Origin of the sequence: Nocardiopsis sp. CA-288880, from assembly GCF_050955985.1 — a bacterium.
Taxonomy (GTDB): Bacteria; Actinomycetota; Actinomycetes; order Streptosporangiales; family Streptosporangiaceae; genus Nocardiopsis; species Nocardiopsis tropica.
In genome coordinates, this window is record NZ_CP192105.1 from 4,048,839 (window position 1) to 4,066,374 (window position 17,536).

General features: G+C 71.0%; 21 protein-coding genes. 8 read left to right on the top strand and 13 right to left on the bottom strand.

Features of this window, described 5'->3' with window-relative positions:
- Positions 1-26: 26 nt before the first annotated feature.
- Both ACQPYD_RS17785 and ACQPYD_RS17790 read right to left on the bottom strand, forming a co-directional pair.
- Entirely contained in the window at positions 27-590 is a 564-nt protein-coding gene (locus ACQPYD_RS17785; RefSeq protein WP_433696718.1) for a dihydrofolate reductase family protein, read from the bottom strand.
- Positions 591-630: 40 nt separating this feature from the next.
- The gene (locus ACQPYD_RS17790) at positions 631-876 is read right to left on the bottom strand and encodes a hypothetical protein (protein ID WP_433696719.1); all 246 of its coding nucleotides are present in this window, start codon (positions 874-876) and stop codon (positions 631-633) included.
- A 258-nt stretch (positions 877-1,134) separates the two neighbouring features.
- Between ACQPYD_RS17790 and rsgA the strand changes: the two genes are divergently transcribed.
- Together rsgA and ACQPYD_RS17800 are read left to right on the top strand one after the other, a co-directional pair.
- On the top strand, positions 1,135-2,250 hold the full coding sequence (gene rsgA / locus ACQPYD_RS17795) for a ribosome small subunit-dependent GTPase A (protein ID WP_433696720.1): 1,116 nt from the start codon (positions 1,135-1,137) through the stop codon (positions 2,248-2,250).
- Positions 2,251-2,267: 17 nt separating this feature from the next.
- A complete protein-coding gene (locus tag ACQPYD_RS17800) occupies positions 2,268-3,014 on the top strand; it encodes an SAM-dependent methyltransferase (protein ID WP_433696721.1) in 747 nt (248 codons plus the stop codon).
- Between the two features lie 153 nt (positions 3,015-3,167).
- On the opposite strand, the gene ACQPYD_RS17805 is transcribed toward ACQPYD_RS17800, so the two are convergent.
- Together ACQPYD_RS17805 and ACQPYD_RS17810 are read right to left on the bottom strand one after the other, a co-directional pair.
- Positions 3,168-4,583 (bottom strand): DUF6177 family protein, encoded by a 1,416-nt coding sequence (locus tag ACQPYD_RS17805; protein WP_433696722.1) that lies wholly within the window; start codon positions 4,581-4,583, stop codon positions 3,168-3,170.
- 148 nt (positions 4,584-4,731) lie between these two features.
- Positions 4,732-5,298, bottom strand: coding sequence for a hypothetical protein (locus ACQPYD_RS17810; RefSeq protein WP_433696723.1), 567 nt, complete (start codon positions 5,296-5,298; stop codon positions 4,732-4,734).
- Between the two features lie 201 nt (positions 5,299-5,499).
- Between ACQPYD_RS17810 and map the strand changes: the two genes are divergently transcribed.
- From map to ACQPYD_RS17825, 3 genes are all read left to right on the top strand, one after another.
- Positions 5,500-6,276, top strand: a complete 777-nt coding sequence (gene map, locus ACQPYD_RS17815) for a type I methionyl aminopeptidase (protein WP_433696724.1) — start codon at positions 5,500-5,502, stop codon at positions 6,274-6,276.
- Between the two features lie 213 nt (positions 6,277-6,489).
- The gene (locus ACQPYD_RS17820) at positions 6,490-7,770 is read left to right on the top strand and encodes a hemolysin family protein (RefSeq protein ID WP_433696725.1); all 1,281 of its coding nucleotides are present in this window, start codon (positions 6,490-6,492) and stop codon (positions 7,768-7,770) included.
- A gap of 100 nt (positions 7,771-7,870) precedes the next feature.
- Positions 7,871-8,026 carry a helix-turn-helix domain-containing protein gene (locus ACQPYD_RS17825; protein WP_433696726.1) on the top strand — a complete coding sequence of 52 codons (156 nt, stop codon included), beginning with the start codon at positions 7,871-7,873 and terminating at the stop codon, positions 8,024-8,026.
- A 66-nt stretch (positions 8,027-8,092) separates the two neighbouring features.
- Here the strand turns inward: ACQPYD_RS17825 and ACQPYD_RS17830 are convergent, their stop codons facing one another.
- The 3 genes from ACQPYD_RS17830 to ACQPYD_RS17840 form a co-directional block, all read right to left on the bottom strand.
- On the bottom strand, positions 8,093-9,217 hold the full coding sequence (locus ACQPYD_RS17830) for an alcohol dehydrogenase catalytic domain-containing protein (protein ID WP_433696727.1): 1,125 nt from the start codon (positions 9,215-9,217) through the stop codon (positions 8,093-8,095).
- A gap of 181 nt (positions 9,218-9,398) precedes the next feature.
- Complete coding sequence (locus ACQPYD_RS17835; protein ID WP_433696728.1) at positions 9,399-9,524, bottom strand: hypothetical protein; 126 nt, start codon at positions 9,522-9,524, stop codon at positions 9,399-9,401.
- A gap of 141 nt (positions 9,525-9,665) precedes the next feature.
- Positions 9,666-10,424 (bottom strand): SDR family NAD(P)-dependent oxidoreductase, encoded by a 759-nt coding sequence (locus ACQPYD_RS17840; protein ID WP_433696729.1) that lies wholly within the window; start codon positions 10,422-10,424, stop codon positions 9,666-9,668.
- A gap of 148 nt (positions 10,425-10,572) precedes the next feature.
- On the opposite strand from ACQPYD_RS17840, the gene ACQPYD_RS17845 reads away from it, so the two are divergent.
- Both ACQPYD_RS17845 and ACQPYD_RS17850 read left to right on the top strand, forming a co-directional pair.
- Positions 10,573-11,226 (top strand): TetR/AcrR family transcriptional regulator, encoded by a 654-nt coding sequence (locus ACQPYD_RS17845; protein ID WP_433696730.1) that lies wholly within the window; start codon positions 10,573-10,575, stop codon positions 11,224-11,226.
- A gap of 408 nt (positions 11,227-11,634) precedes the next feature.
- The gene (locus tag ACQPYD_RS17850; RefSeq protein ID WP_433696731.1) at positions 11,635-12,111 is read left to right on the top strand and encodes a hypothetical protein; all 477 of its coding nucleotides are present in this window, start codon (positions 11,635-11,637) and stop codon (positions 12,109-12,111) included.
- 435 nt (positions 12,112-12,546) lie between these two features.
- On the opposite strand, the gene ACQPYD_RS17855 is transcribed toward ACQPYD_RS17850, so the two are convergent.
- The 4 genes from ACQPYD_RS17855 to ACQPYD_RS17870 are packed head-to-tail and all read right to left on the bottom strand — an operon-like array spanning position 12,547 to position 14,864.
- A complete protein-coding gene (locus ACQPYD_RS17855) occupies positions 12,547-13,308 on the bottom strand; it encodes an ABC transporter permease (protein ID WP_433696732.1) in 762 nt (253 codons plus the stop codon).
- A 10-nt stretch (positions 13,309-13,318) separates the two neighbouring features.
- Positions 13,319-14,125, bottom strand: coding sequence for an ABC transporter ATP-binding protein (locus ACQPYD_RS17860; protein WP_433696733.1), 807 nt, complete (start codon positions 14,123-14,125; stop codon positions 13,319-13,321).
- Positions 14,122-14,508, bottom strand: coding sequence for a DUF1048 domain-containing protein (locus ACQPYD_RS17865; protein ID WP_433696734.1), 387 nt, complete (start codon positions 14,506-14,508; stop codon positions 14,122-14,124). The genes ACQPYD_RS17860 and ACQPYD_RS17865 overlap by 4 nt, the downstream gene beginning before the upstream one ends.
- A gap of 2 nt (positions 14,509-14,510) precedes the next feature.
- Positions 14,511-14,864: a PadR family transcriptional regulator gene (locus ACQPYD_RS17870; RefSeq protein WP_433696735.1), complete on the bottom strand. Its 354-nt coding sequence runs from the start codon at positions 14,862-14,864 to the stop codon at positions 14,511-14,513.
- A 382-nt stretch (positions 14,865-15,246) separates the two neighbouring features.
- Here ACQPYD_RS17870 and ACQPYD_RS17875 point away from each other — a divergent pair, with 382 nt between their 5' ends.
- Positions 15,247-15,834: a peptidoglycan-binding domain-containing protein gene (locus ACQPYD_RS17875; RefSeq protein ID WP_433696736.1), complete on the top strand. Its 588-nt coding sequence runs from the start codon at positions 15,247-15,249 to the stop codon at positions 15,832-15,834.
- Positions 15,835-15,945: 111 nt separating this feature from the next.
- Here ACQPYD_RS17875 and ACQPYD_RS17880 read toward each other — a convergent pair whose 3' ends face one another.
- Together ACQPYD_RS17880 and ACQPYD_RS17885 are read right to left on the bottom strand one after the other, a co-directional pair.
- On the bottom strand, positions 15,946-16,236 hold the full coding sequence (locus tag ACQPYD_RS17880; protein ID WP_433696737.1) for a VOC family protein: 291 nt from the start codon (positions 16,234-16,236) through the stop codon (positions 15,946-15,948).
- A 49-nt stretch (positions 16,237-16,285) separates the two neighbouring features.
- Positions 16,286-16,891, bottom strand: a complete 606-nt coding sequence (locus ACQPYD_RS17885; RefSeq protein WP_433696738.1) for a hypothetical protein — start codon at positions 16,889-16,891, stop codon at positions 16,286-16,288.
- Between the last annotated feature and the right edge of the window lie 645 nt (positions 16,892-17,536).

Genomic DNA, 17,536 nt, shown 5'->3' on the forward strand with positions numbered 1-17,536 from the left:
GTTACCGACCTCCGTGGTCAGCACACCTAGCGCGCCACACGGTAGCGGAGGCAGACGACCCCCGAACCGAAGGTGCGGTTCTCGACGAGTTCGAGATCCGCCCGGCGCTCGCGCCGGGGGAAGAAGGGGATCCCGCCGCCGACCAGCACCGGGTGGACCCTGGGCCGGTACTCGTCGATCAGGCCCAGCTCGGCCGCCTCGGCCGCGAGCGCCGCGCCGCCGATCGCGATGTCGCCCTCCCCCGGCTCGGCCCGCCACCGCTCGACCTCCTCCGCCAGGCCGCCGGAGACCAGGCGGGCATTGCCCTTCACGGCCGTCAGCGTGGTGGAGAACACCACCTTGGGGAGCGGCTTCCAGAGCTCGGCCCACTCGAGCGTCGGGGCGTCGACCGTGGGATCCTGGTCTGCGGTCTCCCAGTACAGCATCGTCTCGTAGAGCCGTCGCCCCATCAGGTGCACGCCGATCCCGCGTATCTCGTCGGTGACGAAGCGGAAGACGTCGTCGCCGGGCTCCGACCATGCGAAGCCGCCGTCGGGCCCGACGATGTAGCCGTCGAGCGAGACGCCCATCGAATAGATCACGCTGCGCATCGGAAGTCCTCTCGGTGGGGCCGCCGTGTCGGGCGTTGCGCTAGGAGGCGCTCCGGGCTGCCCTGTCGGCCGTCATCGTCGCACGCACGAGCACGACGGCCTCGCAGGCCATGCCGCACAGCCCCGCGACGACGCCCCGCCCTCCACCGAGCGAGAGCTGGGCCAGGACCGCGAGCACGGCGGTGGCGGCCTGTTCGACGAGCTCCCGTGACCCGGCCGCCGGACAGGACGGGGCGGGAGGACGGCACCGGTGGACGCTCCACCGGGTACGGGTCTTCGCGGGCACGTCCCGGAAACGGTGACGGAACTCCCATCCGGGCTCATCGAAACGGGTGCTAGAGTTTCTGGCGCAGCGACGACCGGTTCGCTTGCGGAGACCGAAGGAGGTGAGTTGATGACTGTCGTGGAGACCACCGCTGTGCGCGGTGCCCGGACCATCCTCACTTCCCGGGCCTCGTCCTGACCTTCGCCTGCCTTCCTCCTCCGTAGGGGTGGTTCCGGCACGCCTGCCGTCCGGCGGGGTCCCCTTCCAAGGGTCTCCACTGTGTTTCATCAACACGCTTCACACCATCCTGCTCTCCCTTCGCCCGAGCGCGTCCTGACACCGGCCGACTACGGCTGGGACGCGGAGCGCGAGCGCTCCTTCGCCCCATCACGGGTCGGCGGACTGGTCCCGGGCCGCGTGGTGCGGGCCGAGCGCGGCCAGTGCGACGTCGTCGCCGAGACCGGGCCCGTCCGCGCGGTGCTCGTCCCCCCGGCTGCCACCGGCGACCGGCTGACGCCGTGCACCGGTGACTGGGTGGCCGTCCTGCCGGCCACCGCCTCCGACTCCGCCGCTGTCGTGGAGGTACTGGAGCGGCGCACCGCCGTGGTCCGCTCGACCGCCTCGCGCACCTCCCACGGCCAGGTACTGGCGGCGAACGTCGACACCGTGGCCGTGACCGTCCCGCTCGCCGATCCGCTCAGGCACGGGCGGATCGAGCGGATGCTCGCCCTGGCCTGGAACAGCGGCGCCACGCCCGTGGTGGTGCTCACCAAGGCCGACCTGTCCGCCGACCCCGTGTCGGCGGCGTCCGAGGTCGCCGAGGTGGCCCCGGGTGTGGAGGTGCTGGTCACCAGCGCCGCCACCGGCGAGGGCATGGACGTCCTGGCCGCCGCCCTGTCGGGCACGGTCGTCCTGCTCGGGTCCTCGGGCTCGGGCAAGTCCACGCTCGGCAACCGCCTGCTGGGCCAGGACCTGCTGGCCACCGGCGCGGTGCGCGGGAGCGACGGCAAGGGTCGGCACACCACCGCGTGGCGGGAGCTGCTGCCGCTGCCCCACGGCGGGGTCCTGTTGGACACACCGGGCCTGCGCGGCGTCGGCCTGCACGAGGCCGACGAGGGCCTGGACCAGGTCTTCGCCGAGATCACCGAGCTGGCCGGGGACTGCCGCTTCGCGGACTGCGCTCACTCCGCCGAACCGGGCTGCGCCGTCCTGTCCGCCGTCGAGGACGGCCGACTCTCCGGGCGGCGCCTCGACAGCTATCACCGGCTGCTTCGCGAGAATGCCCATGCCGCCTCCCGCACCGACGCGCGGCTGCGCGCCGAGATGAACCGGCAGGACAAGCAGGGTGCGCGCCTGCGACGCGCCATCAAGCAGTCCCCGAACTTCAAGGCATGACGGAAAGGAATCAGGTCATGGACCTTCCCCGTATCTTCACCATCCGCGAGAGCAGCCACCGCATCCACAACCCGCTGACCCCGGCCAAGTTCGCCGCCCTGGGCCAGGCGCTCCACCTGGCCCCCGGGACGCGGGTGCTCGACCTGGCCAGCGGCTCGGGCGAGATGCTGTGCACCTGGGCGCGCGACCTGGGCTTCACGGGCACGGGCGTCGACATCAGCACGGCCTTCACCGCCCAGGCCCGGGCCCGCGCCGTCGAGCTGGGCGTGGACGACCGCGTCGAGTTCGTCCACGGCGACGCCTCCGGCCATGTCGCGGACGAGCCGGTCGATCTGGCCGCCTGTGTCGGCGCCACCTGGATCGGCGACGGCGTCGCCGGGACGGCCGAGCTGCTCGGCCGCAGCCTGCGCCCCGGGGGCCTGATGCTGATCGGTGAGCCGTACTGGCGGCGGACCCCTCCGGACGAGGAGACCGCCAGGGACTGCAACGCCGCCGGCATCGACGACTTCCTGTCGCTGTCGGAGCTGATCGGGCGGTTCCAGGGCCTGGGGTACGACGTCGTGGAGATGGTGCTGGCCGACCAGGACAGCTGGGACCGGTACGCCGCGGCGCAGTGGCTCAACATGCGCCGCTGGCTCGACCGGAACCCGGACGACGAGCTGGCCCCCGAGGTGCGGGAGGAGCTCGACGCCGAGCCCGCCCGCTATGCGCGCGCCACGCGTGAGTACCTCGGCTGGGGGGTCTTCGCCCTGATGGAGCGCTGACGCTCCCGTCCCGTGCGGGGTCCGGGCCTCACGCCGGCCGGGCCCCGCACGGGACATGTGCTCCGCACCCGTGTCCTCCACCCGCCCGGCGCACCGCAGGAGCGGGGCCGGAACCCGTCTTCGCGGCAGTCGGCGGCGGTTCCGGTCCGCCCCTCACCCCGGGGAGGCCGAGGCGAGGTAGTCGGTCTGGCGCTGCATGAGCCACAGGCCCTTCAGGGGCGATGCGGCGTCTTGCACCACGGGGTACCAGAGCGCCCGGTCCCCGCCCTCCCCCAGGAGCGTGCCCCTGACGGGTCCGGCCTGGGCGCGGCCGAGGCCGATCGCGCGCAGGCGGTCGGGGCCGATGGCCACTCCGACCGGGGTCGGGGGTCCGGCCCACACGGGTCCGTGGGTGGTGTCGCTGTGCCCGGGCACATGGCGTACCCGCAGGCTCTCCAGGAGTCCTTCCGCTGCGAGGGTCCGCACCAGGTCCGGGAGCGCGCCGAAGGGGACGCTCTGCCTGTCCTCGAACCCGGCCACGATCGAGATCCGTTCCAGGAGGCGGTCGCCCCGGTGGGTGAGGCTGATCTGCCCGGTGAGCGGCCGTCCCCGGCCGAGCGGCCCGGCCAGGTAGAGGATCGACGCCCTGGGGCCGCGCTCGGCGGCGAAGCGGGCGATGCGCTCGCGGTCCCAGTGCCGGAGCGCGGGCTCGTGGGGTCCCCAGGCCGCCGGGGCGTGCCCGGCCAGGTGCTCGGCGACGATCTCCGCGGCGCGGCCCGGGCGCGGGGCGGCGGGGTCCCGGTGGAGGGCGGACACGTCCACGACCACCTGTGTCCCGGCGCCTTCGGCGAAGCCGACGAGGAACCCGGGCTCGGGCGCGGCGTCGGGTTCCCTCGCCGCCCAGTTCGGCCCGGAGGGCTCCTTGTCGGCGAGGAACCCGTAGGTGTGGTCCCAGTGCACGGCGAGTCCGGTGAGGCCGTCGTAGTGGCCGCCGTCCTGACCGCGCACGACCCAGCGGCCCAGCGGCCCGGCGAGGAAGGTGCGCACGCCGTAGGTGAGCCGTGCGGTGGGCGGGGTGAGCACCTGAAGTGTCTTGCGGCCGCCGTGGGTGGCCACCGCGTCGCTGAGCCAGGAGGAGAAGGGCACCACGTCGCGGTCCTGGGCGACCAGGACCGCCCTGGCCGCGGCGCGCTCGGCCGCCGGGTGCTCGGACTCCTCCCACAGTCCGAAGTCGGCCGCCCCCGAGGTCCACACCGCTCCCCCGAGGGTGAGGGCGAGCCGGTCGGCGAACCGGTGTGCCACCTCGCGGCCCTGCTCGTCGGGGCGCGCCCGGGTCTCCGTCCACCAGAACCGCTCGGGCAGGCCCGCCACGACCTCCGAACCGAGCAGGCGCTCGACCTCGCCCGCGGCCTCGACCCGCTGTCCGGGTTCGAGGGTGGCCAGCAGGAGGCCGTCGCCGTCGCGGATCTGCAGGACGCCGGTGTCCTTGTGCCGGTGCAGCCGCAGTTCCGGGTCGAGGCCTCGGAGGGCGTGGACGACCGCCGGCTCGTCGGGCCTCTCCGCGACCAGGGCCACCACGTCGTAACTCAACAGTCCTCCTTGCGGGGGGTGTGCGAGAGGATGCCGGCCCCGTCGGGGAGGGTCGAGGCGGGTTCGTCCCCCGCACAGGGGTCCGGCCACGGCGCCGTTCGGCCGTCGCAGGCGCGTGAGCGGGGACCGGCATCCCCCACGGGCTTTCTCAGACGGGGACGGTTCCGCTGAAGTACAACCCTTCGGAGCCCTCGGGGACGATCTCTATCAGCACCTGTTCGTGGTCGGGGTACACGTCGAACCCGTAGGTGACGGTCGCCTCCTGCCCGTCGGGGACCGGTGCGTCGAAGTGGGCCAGGGTGCCGTAGCCGTTCTCGTCGGTCTCCAGGATCGCCGGCAACGCCTCCTTGCTGTCGGGGCCGTGGAAGACGAACACGGCGACGCGAGTGGCGTCGAAGGGTTGGCCTGTGGCGTTGGTGAGTGTGAGGTCGAACGCCAGGGCCGGGGCGCCCCTGTCGTCCGTGGTGCGCTCGACGTTCCGCACGGCCGCGGTGAGCCCTTCGACGAGCTGGGCCTGTGTGGTGAAGTCGGCGTTCAGGCTGGTGACCCGGGAGGATTCACCGGCGTCGGCGGAGGACGCCGGCTCGCCGGAGGCTGCGGGACCCGGTTCGTCCTGGGGTGCGGGGGGAGAGCAGGCGCCGGCCACCAGGACCGCGGCGGCCAGCGCGACGGCCCGGAGCGGGCCGAAGGGGCGGGGGGAGGACGAGTCGTTCATGCGCACCAGTATGGGACACTTTCCGGCCGCTGCCGGGGGTGGGGAATCCCGGGACGAGGACCCGCTCCCGGCGCCGGATCCTGTGGCCGTCCTCCCCGCCGCCGTTCTCCGCGGGAGTGCGGGACGGCCCGGCCTCGTTCGGACCCCAGAGTCGGTATAGTACGGACGGTATAGTTATTGGTTGCATGAGGAAGGCGCCGCATGATCGAGATCCTGGACCCTGACAAGCTGCCCCAGGCCAGAGAGACAGGGGCCCTGGTCGGCCACATCCTGCGGACGGTGAGGGACCGCAGCACGGTGGGCACGAACCTCCTGGAGATCGACCGGTGGGCCCAGGAGATGATCACCGAGGCCGGCGCGCAGTCCTGCTACGTCGACTACGCGCCGTCCTTCGGACGCGGACCGTTCGGCCACTACATCTGCACGGCCGTCAACGACGCGGTGCTCCACGGCCTGCCGCACGACTACGCGCTCGCCGACGGCGACCTGCTGACGCTCGACCTCGCCGTCTCCCTGGGAGGGGTCGCCGCGGACTCCGCCATCAGCTTCGTCGTGGGCGGCTCCCGGCCGCCGGAGAGCGTCGCGCTGATCGAGGCGACCGAGCGCGCACTGGCCGCGGGCATCGCCGCCGCCGCGCCCGGGGCCCGTATCGGCGACATCTCCCACGCCATCGGCAAGGTCCTGCGCGGGGCGGGGTACCCGATCAACACCGAGTTCGGGGGCCACGGCATCGGATCGACGATGCACCAGGACCCGCACGTCCCCAACACCGGGCGGCCCGGCCGCGGGTACAAGCTGCGCCCCGGACTGCTGCTCGCGCTGGAGCCGTGGGTCATGGCGGACACCGCCCGGCTCGTCACCGACGACGACGGGTGGACGCTGCGCAGCGAGACGGGCTGCCGGACCGCGCACAGCGAGCACACCATCGCCGTCACCGAGGACGGAGCCGAGATCCTCACCCTGCCGAAGCCGGCGTAACCGCGGGGCCGTCCCGCGAGGCGGGGGCGCCCCGTGGGGCGGGGGCGCGCACTGGTGTGTAGGGGCGGGCGGGGCGACACGGCCCCGCCCGCCCCGTCTGCGGAGGCTCGCGGCGGTCCTTCTGGGCCGACTGGTGTTTGTGGGAGGCTTGTGCGGCCCGGAACCGGGCAGGAACCACACATTTCACCAGCAGCATCGGAGACGACAGCAGTTATGGAGAGCTACGGGGTTCAAATCGGCCTCGTCCTGGTCCTCGTCGTGGTCAACGCCCTCTTCGCCGGCAGCGAGATCGCCCTGATCACCCTGCGCGAAGGACAGATCAAGCAGCTGGCGGAGCGGGGGCCCGGCGGCAGGGCCGTGGCCCGCCTGGCCAAGGACCCCAACCGTTTCCTCGCCACCATCCAGATCGGCATCACCCTGGCCGGCTTCCTGGCCTCGGCCACCGCGGCCGTGGCCCTGGCCCAGCCCCTGGTCGAACCGCTCGGCTTCCTCGGCTCCGCGGCCGCTCCGGTCTCGGTCGTCCTGGTCACCATCGTCCTGACCTTCGTCACCCTGGTCTTCGGCGAGCTCGCGCCCAAGCGCATCGCCATGCAGCGCGCCGAGACGTGGGCCCTGGTGGTCTCGCGCCCCCTGGACCTGCTGGCCGCGCTCTCGCGTCCCGTGGTGTGGCTGCTGAGCGCCTCCACCAACCTGGTCGTGCGCCTGACCGGCGGTGACCCCTCCGCCGCCAAGGAGGAGATCGGCGAGGAGGAGCTGCGCGAGATGCTCTCCACCCAGCGCGGCATGACCGCCGAGCAGCGCACCATCATCTCGGGCGCCTTCGAGATCGACGACCGGCGGCTGCGCCAGGTCGTCGTCCCGCGGGGCGAGGTCTTCACCATCCCGGCCCGCACCCCGGCCGGGGAGGCCGCCCGCATGCTCGCCGACCAGGGCCACTCCCGCGCCCCCGTCGTCGCCGACGACGACCTCGACGAGGTGCTCGGCGTCGTGCACTGGTCCGACCTGGTCCGCGGCGAGGGCGCGGCCGGTGAGCTGGCGCGGGAGCCGATGCTGCTTCCCGACTCCCTGGTGGTCTCCCTGGCCCTGCGCCGGATGACCGCCGAGCACCAGCAGCTGGCCGTGGTGGTCAACGAGATGGGCGGCATCGACGGCATCGTCAGCCTGGAGGACCTGCTGGAGGAGATCGTCGGGGAGATCTACGACGAGACCGACTCCGACATCCGCACCGTGGTCTCCAACGACGACGGCACGATGACGCTGCCGGGCACCTACCCGGTGCACGACCTGTCCGACCTGGACCTGCCGCTGAACGATCCCCCCGAGGGCGACTACGTCACCGTCGCCGGGCTGCTCATCGCGATCCTGGGCCACATCCCCAGGACTCCCGGGGAGAAGGTCTCCTTCGGCGACTGGGAGGCCGAGGTCGCCGAGACCAGCGGGCGCACCGTCACCGCCGTGAAGGTGCGGCGCACCGCGACCGCCGAGCCCTCCTGACCCGCACGCCCGGCCGCCCGTGGCGGGCGGCCGGGCGGTATGTGCGGCGCAGGCCCCCCGGCCGTCCGCGCTGCGGGCAAGCGCCTGGGGCGGCCCCGCGATGACCCCCGAGCAGGTCCGCCACGCCAGCGTCCTGCTCACCCGCCCGGAGAACAGCGTGGCCTCCATCGCCCGCCTGCTCGAGGTCTCCCGCTCGCCCCCGTACAAGCATGTGCCGGAGCTGTCCGGCGGCCGGGCCTCGATCCAGGTGCCGTAGCCACCACAGCGCGCGGGGACCGTCACGCCTGCCCGCCCTTCGACACCTCCGGCTGCTTGCGTGCGCTCACACACCCACCGGGGCCTCCGGCGAGGCGGGCAGGACCACCACGTTGGCGAAGCCGCCCGGCCGCGACCCCACGAGCTCGAAGGCGTCGTTGACCTGTGCCAGGGGGAAGGGGCGGTGCTCCAGGAACGACAGGTCGATCACCCCAGCCGCGATCATCTCGATCATCTGGTCGATCTCACCGGAGGTGAACCAATTGGAGGCCAGGACCCGCACATCGCGTGCCACCACCTCGGCGTAGCTCTGGCTGATCTGTCCCTCGACCCCGCCCGCGGCCAGGACCGCGCACCCGCCGGGCCTGACCCCCCGCAGCAGCGTGTTGGTGGAGTTGCCCTGTCCGCCCACGCCCAGGCAGTCGTAGAGCACGTCCACACCCGCGCCGCCGGTGCGCCCCCGCGCCCAGGCAGCCAGGTCCACACCGTCCTCGGAGGAGACCGTCTCCACCCGGTCCGGCGCCATCTGCTGCACCCGCGCCAGCAGCTCCCGGTTGCGCCCCACCCCCAGGATCTTGGTGGCTCCCATCCCCAGGGCGATCGCCACCGCGGCCACCCCGAGTGTTCCCGTCACCCCGTTGATCAGCAGGGTCTGGCCCGGCCTCAACTCCCCCTTGCACAGCGCGCCGAACGAGGTGCCGACATAGCCGAACCGGGCCGCGGTGAGCAGGTCGATCGACTCAGGCAGGCGGGCCACGCGCGCGTCCGGGGCCAGCAGGTACTGCGAGAGCCCTCCGGTCCGGTTCTGGTTGAGCAGCCGACCGTCGCCGCTTGTGGCCATGTAGCTGCGCAGGCACCCGTGCACGCACAGGTCCTGGCGGCCCTTGCGGCACTGAGAGCAGGTGTCGCAGGTCATGTGCGGGTCGACGTAGACCCGCTCTCCCGCCTCGATACCCAGGACGTGCTCGCCCACGGCCTCCACCGTCCCGGCCGCATCGAGGCCGAACACCGCCGGCAGGTCGGGCAGGGTGAAGGGGGTGTGGCCGTTGACGACGTTGTAGGAATTGGGCACCAGACCGCACGCGGCGACTTTGACCAGGACCTCTTTAGGGCCGGGCACGGGCTTGTCGACCGCCTCGACCTTCAACGGGTGGCCGGGGGCATGCAGACGGGCAGCGTTGATCTTGGGCATGCGCCGCACTCTAACCGTCACGATGGCCACAACGGGCGTCACCGAGCGTGGTGATTCTCTTCACGTTGGAGGCCGCGCAGGACACTGCAGCGCCAGCACCGGTGTGCGCTACTTCACCGAATCCGGGCGCAGGCGCCACAGACCCTGCCGCTGATAGGGTCCGCCGGGTAGCACGACGGGCTCACGAGGCAAGGTCCAGGGCGGTGAAGTCGACCTCCTCCAGGGCTGCCTCGAACCCCTCCGGTTCGATCCCCAGCACGTCGCATGAACTCCGTGAGGAGGAGATCGCCCGGCTCTCCCCACCCAAGCATCGCGACCTGAACCTGCTCGGCCGGTACAGCTTCACCGCCTCGACCCCCACCACCGTCGTCCTGCGTCCGGTTCGGGACCCTGATGCGCCGGAGCCGGGGCCCGCTGCCTGCGTCTTGCCAGGCCGTCGCCCGGTCGCTCAGAGGAGGGCGCCGCCGGAGACCTCGATGCGCTGGGCGGTGACCCAGCGCAGGCCCTCGGAGGCCAGCGCGGCGATGGCGTCGCCGATCTCCTCGGGTTCGCCGACGCGGCCGAGCGCGGTCTGTCCGGCCAGACCCCGGCGCATCTCGGCGTCGTCCCGCATCGCTCCACCGTTGAAATCGGTGGCGGTCGGCCCGGGGGCGATGGAGTTGACCCGGATGCCGCGCGGGCCGAGTTCTGCGGCGAGGGTGCGGCTCAGGGCTTCGACGGCGGCCTTCGAGGCGGAGTAGACCGAGGTGGCGGGGCTGGTGTGGCGAGTCAGCGACGTCGAGACGTTGATGACGCGGCCGCCCTGGGCCAGCAGCGGCACGAGTGACTGGACGAGGAAGAACGTGCCCCGGACGTTGGTGCCCATCACCGTGTCGAAGTCGTCGACCGTGACGTCCTCCAGCGGTCCGAAGATCCCCACGCCCGCGTTGTTGACCAGGATGTCGAGCCGTGAAGCACCCCAGCGCTCCAGCTGCTCGCCCAGTTCGGAGGTGAAGGACGAGAAAGAGGAGACGTCGCTGATGTCGAGCCGGAGAACAGCTGCGGTCCCGCCCACCGCCCGCACCTCTTCCGCCGTCTTCCCGGCCCCGGCCGCATCACCGCGGTGGGTGACCAGGACCCGCGCCCCGCGTCTGGCCAGAGCGATGGCCGCGCCGCGTCCGAGGCCGCGATTCGCACCGGTCACCAAAGCGATCTTGTCGATCGTCATGAACTGTTCCTCCACCGCGCGGCCACCGGAACTCACCCGGGCGCCACAGATAAGATGCGAGTCACTCGACTCGCCTTGCTCTCGCATCGTAGGCAGGACCGAGTGGCGAGTCAAGTGACTCGCCTCGGGCCTGCGGCATACTGGCCGCATGGCAGCAGAACTCTCCGCACACCACCGCAGGCTCGCTCAGCAAAAACGCGAGGCGATCATCACCGCGGCCACAGAGCTGTTCCTGGATCGCGGCTACGACGGCACCTCGCTGGCCCGGGTCGCCGAAGCGGCCGGGGTCTCGAAGTCCACCCTGTTCAAGCGGTTCCCCACCAAGGCGGCCCTCTTCGAGGCCATCGTCACCGAGTCCTGGCAGCGTGACGCCGGCGACGCCGCCGCGCGGCCGCAGACCGGAGATCTGCGCTCCGGACTGGCGACCATCGGCCACCGCTATGCCGACCTGGTCGGCCGACCCGGCATGACAGCCCTGTTCCGGATCGTCATCGCCGAACTGCCCCGCTTCCCCGAACTGGGACGGATGCAGTTCCAGCTCGGCAAAATGCCCTACTTCACCTCTGTTCAGCACTACTTGGAAGCCGAGCACGAGGCGGGCAACGCCGATGTCCCGGACGCGGTGAGCGCCGCGAACCAGTTCCTCGGCATGATCGCCAACTACGTCCTGTGGCCCCGCATGCTGCTGACCGACTGGGACCCCGCGGCCTCCGACATCCACGACGCCGTCGAACAGGCCGTCCGGACCATGCTCGCCAGATACGCCCCGACCCGTCGGCCCGACCCGAAGCCGGAACGTTGACACCGGCGCGCGACGCCCGACATCCGCGGCGCCGCCTGTCGGCAGACGACCGTCTGCCGACAGGCGGCCGACGCGGCCGATGACCCGTGCCGCCCGGGGTGCGCGGAGGCTCGAATCCACTCGGATCCGCAGATCTTCGGTCCATCACCCATGACAACGGGTATTCCGCAGAACGGCGTGCCGGCGCACGCACCCGTCGGCGCACGCGCATCGGCGTACGGCGACACGCTCGCAGGATGGGAATCCTGATGCACGCGAGAATGGCGTGACACCGACTCCTCACCATCGACAATGGCCGGAATCGGACATTGTTTGTTTTTTCCCAGTGGTTATCTCCCGCACATGGGAGGATCGTTGTCAACGGCGTTTACCCTCAATGCCACCACTGGGACGGGAACGATGAGAAAAATGACGAGAATCCTCCTTGTCGCGGCATCGCTGGCCGGGAGCATCGCCGCGGCCGGGCCCGCCAGTGCGGCACAGGGGTGCTCCGGCGCAGGGCCGACCGTGGTCGATCACCACGGAACGTCCTGGTCAACGACGTATTGCAATGCATGGCTCGGCGGCAACCTCGAAAGGGGTGTCGGCAGGGACAACCCCAGTGAAATTTCTGGATACCTCTACGCGAACAGGGCATGGTTCGTCTGCCAGCAGCAATTCACCTACCTGGAGAACCCTCCGGCCGGCGAGTACCGCAACAACTGGTGGCTTTACACCCAGGGCGATGAGGCTTATCTGGACCAGGGATGGGGCTGGTTCCCGGCGGTGAACGTTTCCGGGGGCGGAAACTACGAGCCCATTCCCGGACTGCGCAACTGTGGTTTCCCCGAGACCCTGTCCGCGGAGACGGGTCCCTCCGGACAGGTCGACGCGCCGGGCCGTTGAGGTCTGCGGCCCCCTGGGGTCGAGGGGCATCGGCACAGGATCCAGAACCAAGGGGCCCTGGCCTCCAACACCCCGGCGCCCTCACCGGCCGCCGTGGAGCGCCCGGCCCCGGCGGAGCCACCTCGGAGACCGTGTTCTTCCGTGGTCGGACGTGCGTGTGAGGGTGCGCCTGCCTGGTTCCCTCCCGCCCCGTACCGACACCCCTCCACCACGGCGGCCCCGCACCGGTACGAATCCGGTGCGGGGCCCGCTGGGCCGTCGGTGTCGCCACGGGCGGCCGTGGTCGCCGTGCGCGTCGGGGTGATCTCACAGGGTCACGGTGCGCGGTGGGGCGTATCCGTGGACGCCGGGCTCCTGCCCGGTGTGCCGTGACGCCCTCGGGGGGGCGCCGGTCCGCGCCCTTCGTCCCCGACGGACGTCCTGGCGGGGGCGCGCTCAGCTGATCTTGCGGCGGTACGTGGCCATGGCGAAGGCGTAGGCGACGACGAGGATGCCGACGCACCAGGCCAGGGCGGTCCAGACGTCGTTGCCGACCGGTTGGCCGGTGAGCAGGTCGCGGATCGTGTTGACGATGGACGTCACCGGCTGGTGTTCGGCGAACCAGCGCACCGGGCCGGGCATGGTGTCGGTGGGCACGAACGCCGAGCTGAGGAACGGCAGGAAGATGAGCGGGTAGGAGAAGGCGCTCGCGCCCTCCACCGAGGTCGCGGAGAGGCCGGGGATCACGGCGATCCAGGTCAGCGCCAGGGTGAACAGGATCAGGATGCCGGCGACCGCGAGCCATGCCCCCACCCCGGCCTCCGAGCGGAAGCCCATGAGCAGGGCGACGCCCACGACGACCACGAGGGAGAGGACGTTGGCGACGAGCGAGGTGAGGACATGGGCCCACAGCACGCCCGACCGGGCGATCGGCATGGACTGGAAGCGCTCGAAGATCCCGCCCTGCATGTCGGTGAAGAGGCGGAACGCGGTGTAGGCGATGCCCGAGGCGATGGTGATGAGCAGGATGCCGGGCAGCATGTAGTTCACATAGGAGACCGACCCGGTGTCGATCGCGCCGCCGAACACGTAGACGAACATCAGCATCATGGCGATGGGCATGACGGCGGTCGTGATGATGGTGTCCGGGCTGCGCGTGACGTGGCGCAGGGTCCGCCCGGTGAGGGCGGCGGTGTCGCCGATGAAGTGCGTTGCCATGGTCGGTCCCCTACTTCTTCTCTAATGCGGTCCGGCGGTCTTCGCCGTCCGTGTCGGAGCCGCCGGTGACCGCGAAGAAGACGTCCTCCAGGGTCGGCTGCTTCTCGACGTATTCGACCTCGGCGGGCGGCAGCATCGCCTTGAGCTCGGCGAGGGTGCCGTTGACGATGATGCGGCCCCGGTGGAGGATCGCGATCCGGTCGGCGAGCTGTTCGGCCTCGTCCAGGTACTGCGTGGTCAACAGGACCGTCGTGCCGCTCCCGGCGAGGTTCTTCACCGCCTCCCACACCTCGACGCGCGCCTGGGGGTCGAGCCCGGTCGTGGGTTCGTCCAGGAAGATGACCGGCGGGTTCCCGATGAGGCTCATGGCGATGTCCAGGCGGCGACGCATGCCGCCCGAGTAGGTCGACACCCTCCTCCCGCCCGCCTCCGTCAGCGAGAAGCGGGAGAGCAGGTCGTCGGCGATCGCGCCCGGCTCCTCCATGTGGCGCAGCCTGGCGACGAGCACGAGGTTCTCCCGTCCGCTGAGGATCTCGTCGACGGCGGCGAACTGCCCGGTGAGGCTGATGGACTCCCGCACGTTCGCCGACTGCGCGGCGACGTCGAAGCCGTTGACCTCGGCGGTGCCCTTGTCGGCCCTGAGCAGGGTGGACAGGATTCTCACGACCGTGGTCTTGCCCGCCCCGTTGGAGCCCAGCAGGGCGAAGATGCTGCCCGGCGCGACGTCGAAGTCCACCCCGCGCAGCACGCGCAGGTCCTTGTAGGACTTCTCCAGGCCCCGCAGGCGGATCGCCGGCTGCTGCTGTGTCCTCGTCACAGGGATCCGCCTTCCTTCCCGGTGTCTTCTGCGGCGGCGCGTTCGATGGCCCCGGCCAGGCGTTCGCGCTCCTTCTTGATCCACTGGCCCTCCGCGTAGTTCGCCAGGAAGGTCTCGGCGAACTCCACGGGGTCCTCCCCGACGATCTCCCGGATCGGGGTTCCGGCCGCGGCGCTCTGCTCGAAGAGGTCGATGAGGTCGTCCAGCATCTCCATCAGAATGTCCCCCTTCGTGATCGAGCCGAAGTACATCAGGTACCGGTCGAGCGCCTCGATCGCGGTGCGGTAGTTCCCGGGAAGCTGTTTCGTGCGCGCCTTGTACTGCCGGTACCGCTTCTTGTCCTCGAACGATCCCGTGACCTGTTCGATCCAACTGGATGCCATTTTCACTTTCCTCCTTCTCGGAGCTGTTCAAGCCGTTCTGTGAGGAAGCTCCAGGTCCTCCAGAACTCTTCGAGGTATTCACGCCCCTGGGGATTGAGCGAGTACACCTTGCGCGGCGGCCCCTTCTCGGACGGGACCTTCTCGACGTCGACGAGGCCGCGCCGCTCGACCCTGACGAGCAGTGCGTAGACGGTGCCCTCGGCGATGTCGGAGAAGCCCTGGTCCCGCAGCCACGCCGTGATCTCGTAGCCGTAGGCCGGTCGGCCGGACAGGATCGCGAGGACGATGCCCTCCAGGACCCCCTTGAGCATCTCTGTCGCCTGCTTGCCCACGGAACGCCTCCTCTGGCTACTCATCAACACTGACTACTAGTGCATAGTAGTACTGACTACCGGTACATAGCAACACCGAATACCGAGGTTGTTCGTCCGCACCGCGAGCACGTGGTGGGGAGCGGACGTCCGCACCAGCGGCGACCGGACGGGGGCGCTGGGCGGCCCTGGGGTCCCGAGGCGGCGCCGGTGGGCCCGGGCAGGGCGTCCGCCCCCGCGGCCGGGCGCCGGATCGGCCCGGCGGATCCACCGGACGGGCTCCGCCCGCCGGGCGGCCCGTTTGCCTCGGGCAGCTTCGGGCAAAGGCGGACCCAAGGCCGCGCGGGGATCCACTCCTCGTCGTGGCGGGTCCGTCGGCAGCGGGACCACCGGGGTTCCGCGGGATCCGAAGGTCGGGAGAACCCCTATGGCGCGAACCGCACGTACCGTCACCGCCCTCATCGCAGCCGGAGGCCTGACGGCCGGAATAGGGCTGGCCGGGGCGCCTGCCCTCGCGGCCGAGGGCGCAGGCCCCTCCGCGCAGGTCTCGACCGCCTCACAGAGCGGCGAGTGGCCGGAGTACACGCGGGGCCAGATGGGCTGGGACGTGGCGGTCGCCAAGTACCTGCTGTGGGAGCAGGGCTACTACGAGCCCTACAAGGTCGTCGACCACGTGCTCGACGACCGGGCGCTGGACTCCCTCATGGACTACCAGCAGGACACCGACCTGAAGGTCACCGGCGTGCTGGACGCCCGCAGCTGGGAGTTCCTGGTCGAGGACGCCGGTCCGGTGCGCCAGGGCGACAAGAGCTACGCCGTCAGCGCGGTCCAGACGGCGCTGTCGCAGAAGCACGGGTACGACCTCGCGGAGGACGGGTACTCCTCGGACACCCCCGGTCGGGGCACCTTCGGCTCCGCCACGCACGACGCCGTGACCGGCTTCCAGCAGGAGGCCGGCCTGGAGGCCGACGGCGAGGTCGACGCGGCCACGTTCAAGGCGCTGGTCGCCGGGTAGCCCCGCCCTCCGGCAGGAGGACGCCCACCGGGACAGCTCCGGCTTCGGCCCCCGCGGCACCGCCCGCGGGGGCCTGCCCTGTGCGGAGAGGCCGCGACGCTTCGAGCGCGACTACTCCGCGGGCAGGACGTCGAACTCGTTGCCCCCGGGATCCGCCATCGCCACCCGGTCCTCGCGCCGGGCCGTCCTGGTGGAGCCCAGTCGGACGAGCCGTTCGGCATCGACGTCCTCGGCCCACAGGTCCAGGTGCAACCGGTTCTCGGCGCTCCTCAGTTCGGGGACCTTGTTGAAGAACAGGCGGGGCGCGGCTCCCGAGACCGGCCGGACGAGCACCGAGGGATCGTCCTCGGGGTCCTCGATCCCCTCTCGTCGGAGTCGTTCGAGTTCCCCGTCGACATGCACGGGCGTCCCCCGGGGCGGGACGCCCGTGCCTCGTCTCACCGCCGCGGTATTACTTGATCTCGTCGATCAGCTCGGCCGAGGACATCGGGTAGAACTTGGCGTCGTAACCGCCCGTGGCGTCGTTCAGGTCGTCGCCGCGACGCAGCGCCACCAGGTGGGCGCGCCGCATGACGTCGTCGCGCATCCGGATGCTGCCGGAGTTCTCATCGGCGGAGATCCACGAGTCGCCCTTGCCCGCGATGGCCATGCGCAGGGCGAAGCGGATCTGCTCGTCGTAGACGTGTCCCTGCTGGATCCCGGTCATGCTGTTGTCCGAGCCCTGGGCGGCGATGTAGTAGTCGCTGCCCTTGCGCTGCACCGCCCGCTCCCAGGAGCCGGTGCGGCCCCGGCGGAAGTGCAGGTTGGTGTCGTCCAGGACCGCCTCGGTCAGCTCCTCCGCGGCGGTGTCGAAGCGGAACTGCAGGATGGAGGACGGGGAGACGCCGTCCTTGAAGGCGAAGTCGTGCTTGTCGCCGCCGGAACCGCCGAGCAGGCTGACGGGGTAGTAGATGCCCAGGTCCGAGCGGTCCCAGTAGAGAATGAAGGCGGTGCCGCCCGCGAGGGTCTCCTTGCGCTTGTCGAATCCGGTGGTGACGTGGGCGTGGATGTGCGCCATGGTCGTTCTCTTTCCAACGAGGCCGGCGAACCGGCATCGGATGTGCGTGACAAGGACGAGTGGTGCCTTGTGCCGTCCCTCGAGGGGGCGGCCGGGTGGTGTCCTCGCCCGACCTGCGCGGGCGCAAACGGCTCCGCCCCGAACCGGCTCCGCCGCAGGCGTCCATGTCACGACACAGTGCGAACATTCGGCATGCCGCGCTCGGGGAATGAGACGGCCGGATCACCTGAACGCGTCATGCCGCAATCTCCGCCCCACCGGTTCACCCGGGCGGGGGCGAGACACACCCCTGTCGATGACGCGGTCCTCCGCTCCGAACCCGCAGTTCCGGACCTGTCGGGGGTGTCCGACGTCGCACGATGGCGCCCTTCAAGGGGCACGTGGTCACAGGGTTTGGAAAACCGAGCTCGAAAAACGCGGGACACACCAGGGCCCCCATCACACCCGGAACGAGGCACGGCACTTTTTCGTGGGCCTCACGCGCTCCCCTTGGACCACACACCCATGCTTCAGGCTTCTTCGTGACCGCATGCGGACTTGGCCTCCACGCCGGCCCGTATCCGGTTGTACCGTGACCGCAATCGGTACGCACAGCAGGGAGCACCCGGCTCATGGAGAACTCGACCGGCCACTGCCGTTCATGTG

What these genes read in the sequence shown, in the direction of transcription:
- ACQPYD_RS17785 (WP_433696718.1), bottom strand. Translation starts at nt 590, where the DNA reads ATGCGCAGCGTGATCTATTCGATGGGCGTCTCGCTCGACGGCTACATC.
- ACQPYD_RS17800 (WP_433696721.1), top strand. Translation starts at nt 2,268, where the DNA reads ATGGACCTTCCCCGTATCTTCACCATCCGCGAGAGCAGCCACCGCATC.
- ACQPYD_RS17810 (WP_433696723.1), bottom strand. Translation starts at nt 5,298, where the DNA reads ATGAACGACTCGTCCTCCCCCCGCCCCTTCGGCCCGCTCCGGGCCGTC.
- map (WP_433696724.1), top strand. Translation starts at nt 5,500, where the DNA reads ATGATCGAGATCCTGGACCCTGACAAGCTGCCCCAGGCCAGAGAGACA.
- ACQPYD_RS17820 (WP_433696725.1), top strand. Translation starts at nt 6,490, where the DNA reads ATGGAGAGCTACGGGGTTCAAATCGGCCTCGTCCTGGTCCTCGTCGTG.
- ACQPYD_RS17825 (WP_433696726.1), top strand. Translation starts at nt 7,871, where the DNA reads ATGACCCCCGAGCAGGTCCGCCACGCCAGCGTCCTGCTCACCCGCCCG.
- ACQPYD_RS17830 (WP_433696727.1), bottom strand. Translation starts at nt 9,217, where the DNA reads ATGCCCAAGATCAACGCTGCCCGTCTGCATGCCCCCGGCCACCCGTTG.
- ACQPYD_RS17840 (WP_433696729.1), bottom strand. Translation starts at nt 10,424, where the DNA reads ATGACGATCGACAAGATCGCTTTGGTGACCGGTGCGAATCGCGGCCTC.
- ACQPYD_RS17845 (WP_433696730.1), top strand. Translation starts at nt 10,573, where the DNA reads ATGGCAGCAGAACTCTCCGCACACCACCGCAGGCTCGCTCAGCAAAAA.
- ACQPYD_RS17850 (WP_433696731.1), top strand. Translation starts at nt 11,635, where the DNA reads ATGACGAGAATCCTCCTTGTCGCGGCATCGCTGGCCGGGAGCATCGCC.
- ACQPYD_RS17855 (WP_433696732.1), bottom strand. Translation starts at nt 13,308, where the DNA reads ATGGCAACGCACTTCATCGGCGACACCGCCGCCCTCACCGGGCGGACC.
- ACQPYD_RS17865 (WP_433696734.1), bottom strand. Translation starts at nt 14,508, where the DNA reads ATGGCATCCAGTTGGATCGAACAGGTCACGGGATCGTTCGAGGACAAG.
- ACQPYD_RS17870 (WP_433696735.1), bottom strand. Translation starts at nt 14,864, where the DNA reads ATGAGTAGCCAGAGGAGGCGTTCCGTGGGCAAGCAGGCGACAGAGATG.
- ACQPYD_RS17875 (WP_433696736.1), top strand. Translation starts at nt 15,247, where the DNA reads ATGGCGCGAACCGCACGTACCGTCACCGCCCTCATCGCAGCCGGAGGC.
- ACQPYD_RS17885 (WP_433696738.1), bottom strand. Translation starts at nt 16,891, where the DNA reads ATGGCGCACATCCACGCCCACGTCACCACCGGATTCGACAAGCGCAAG.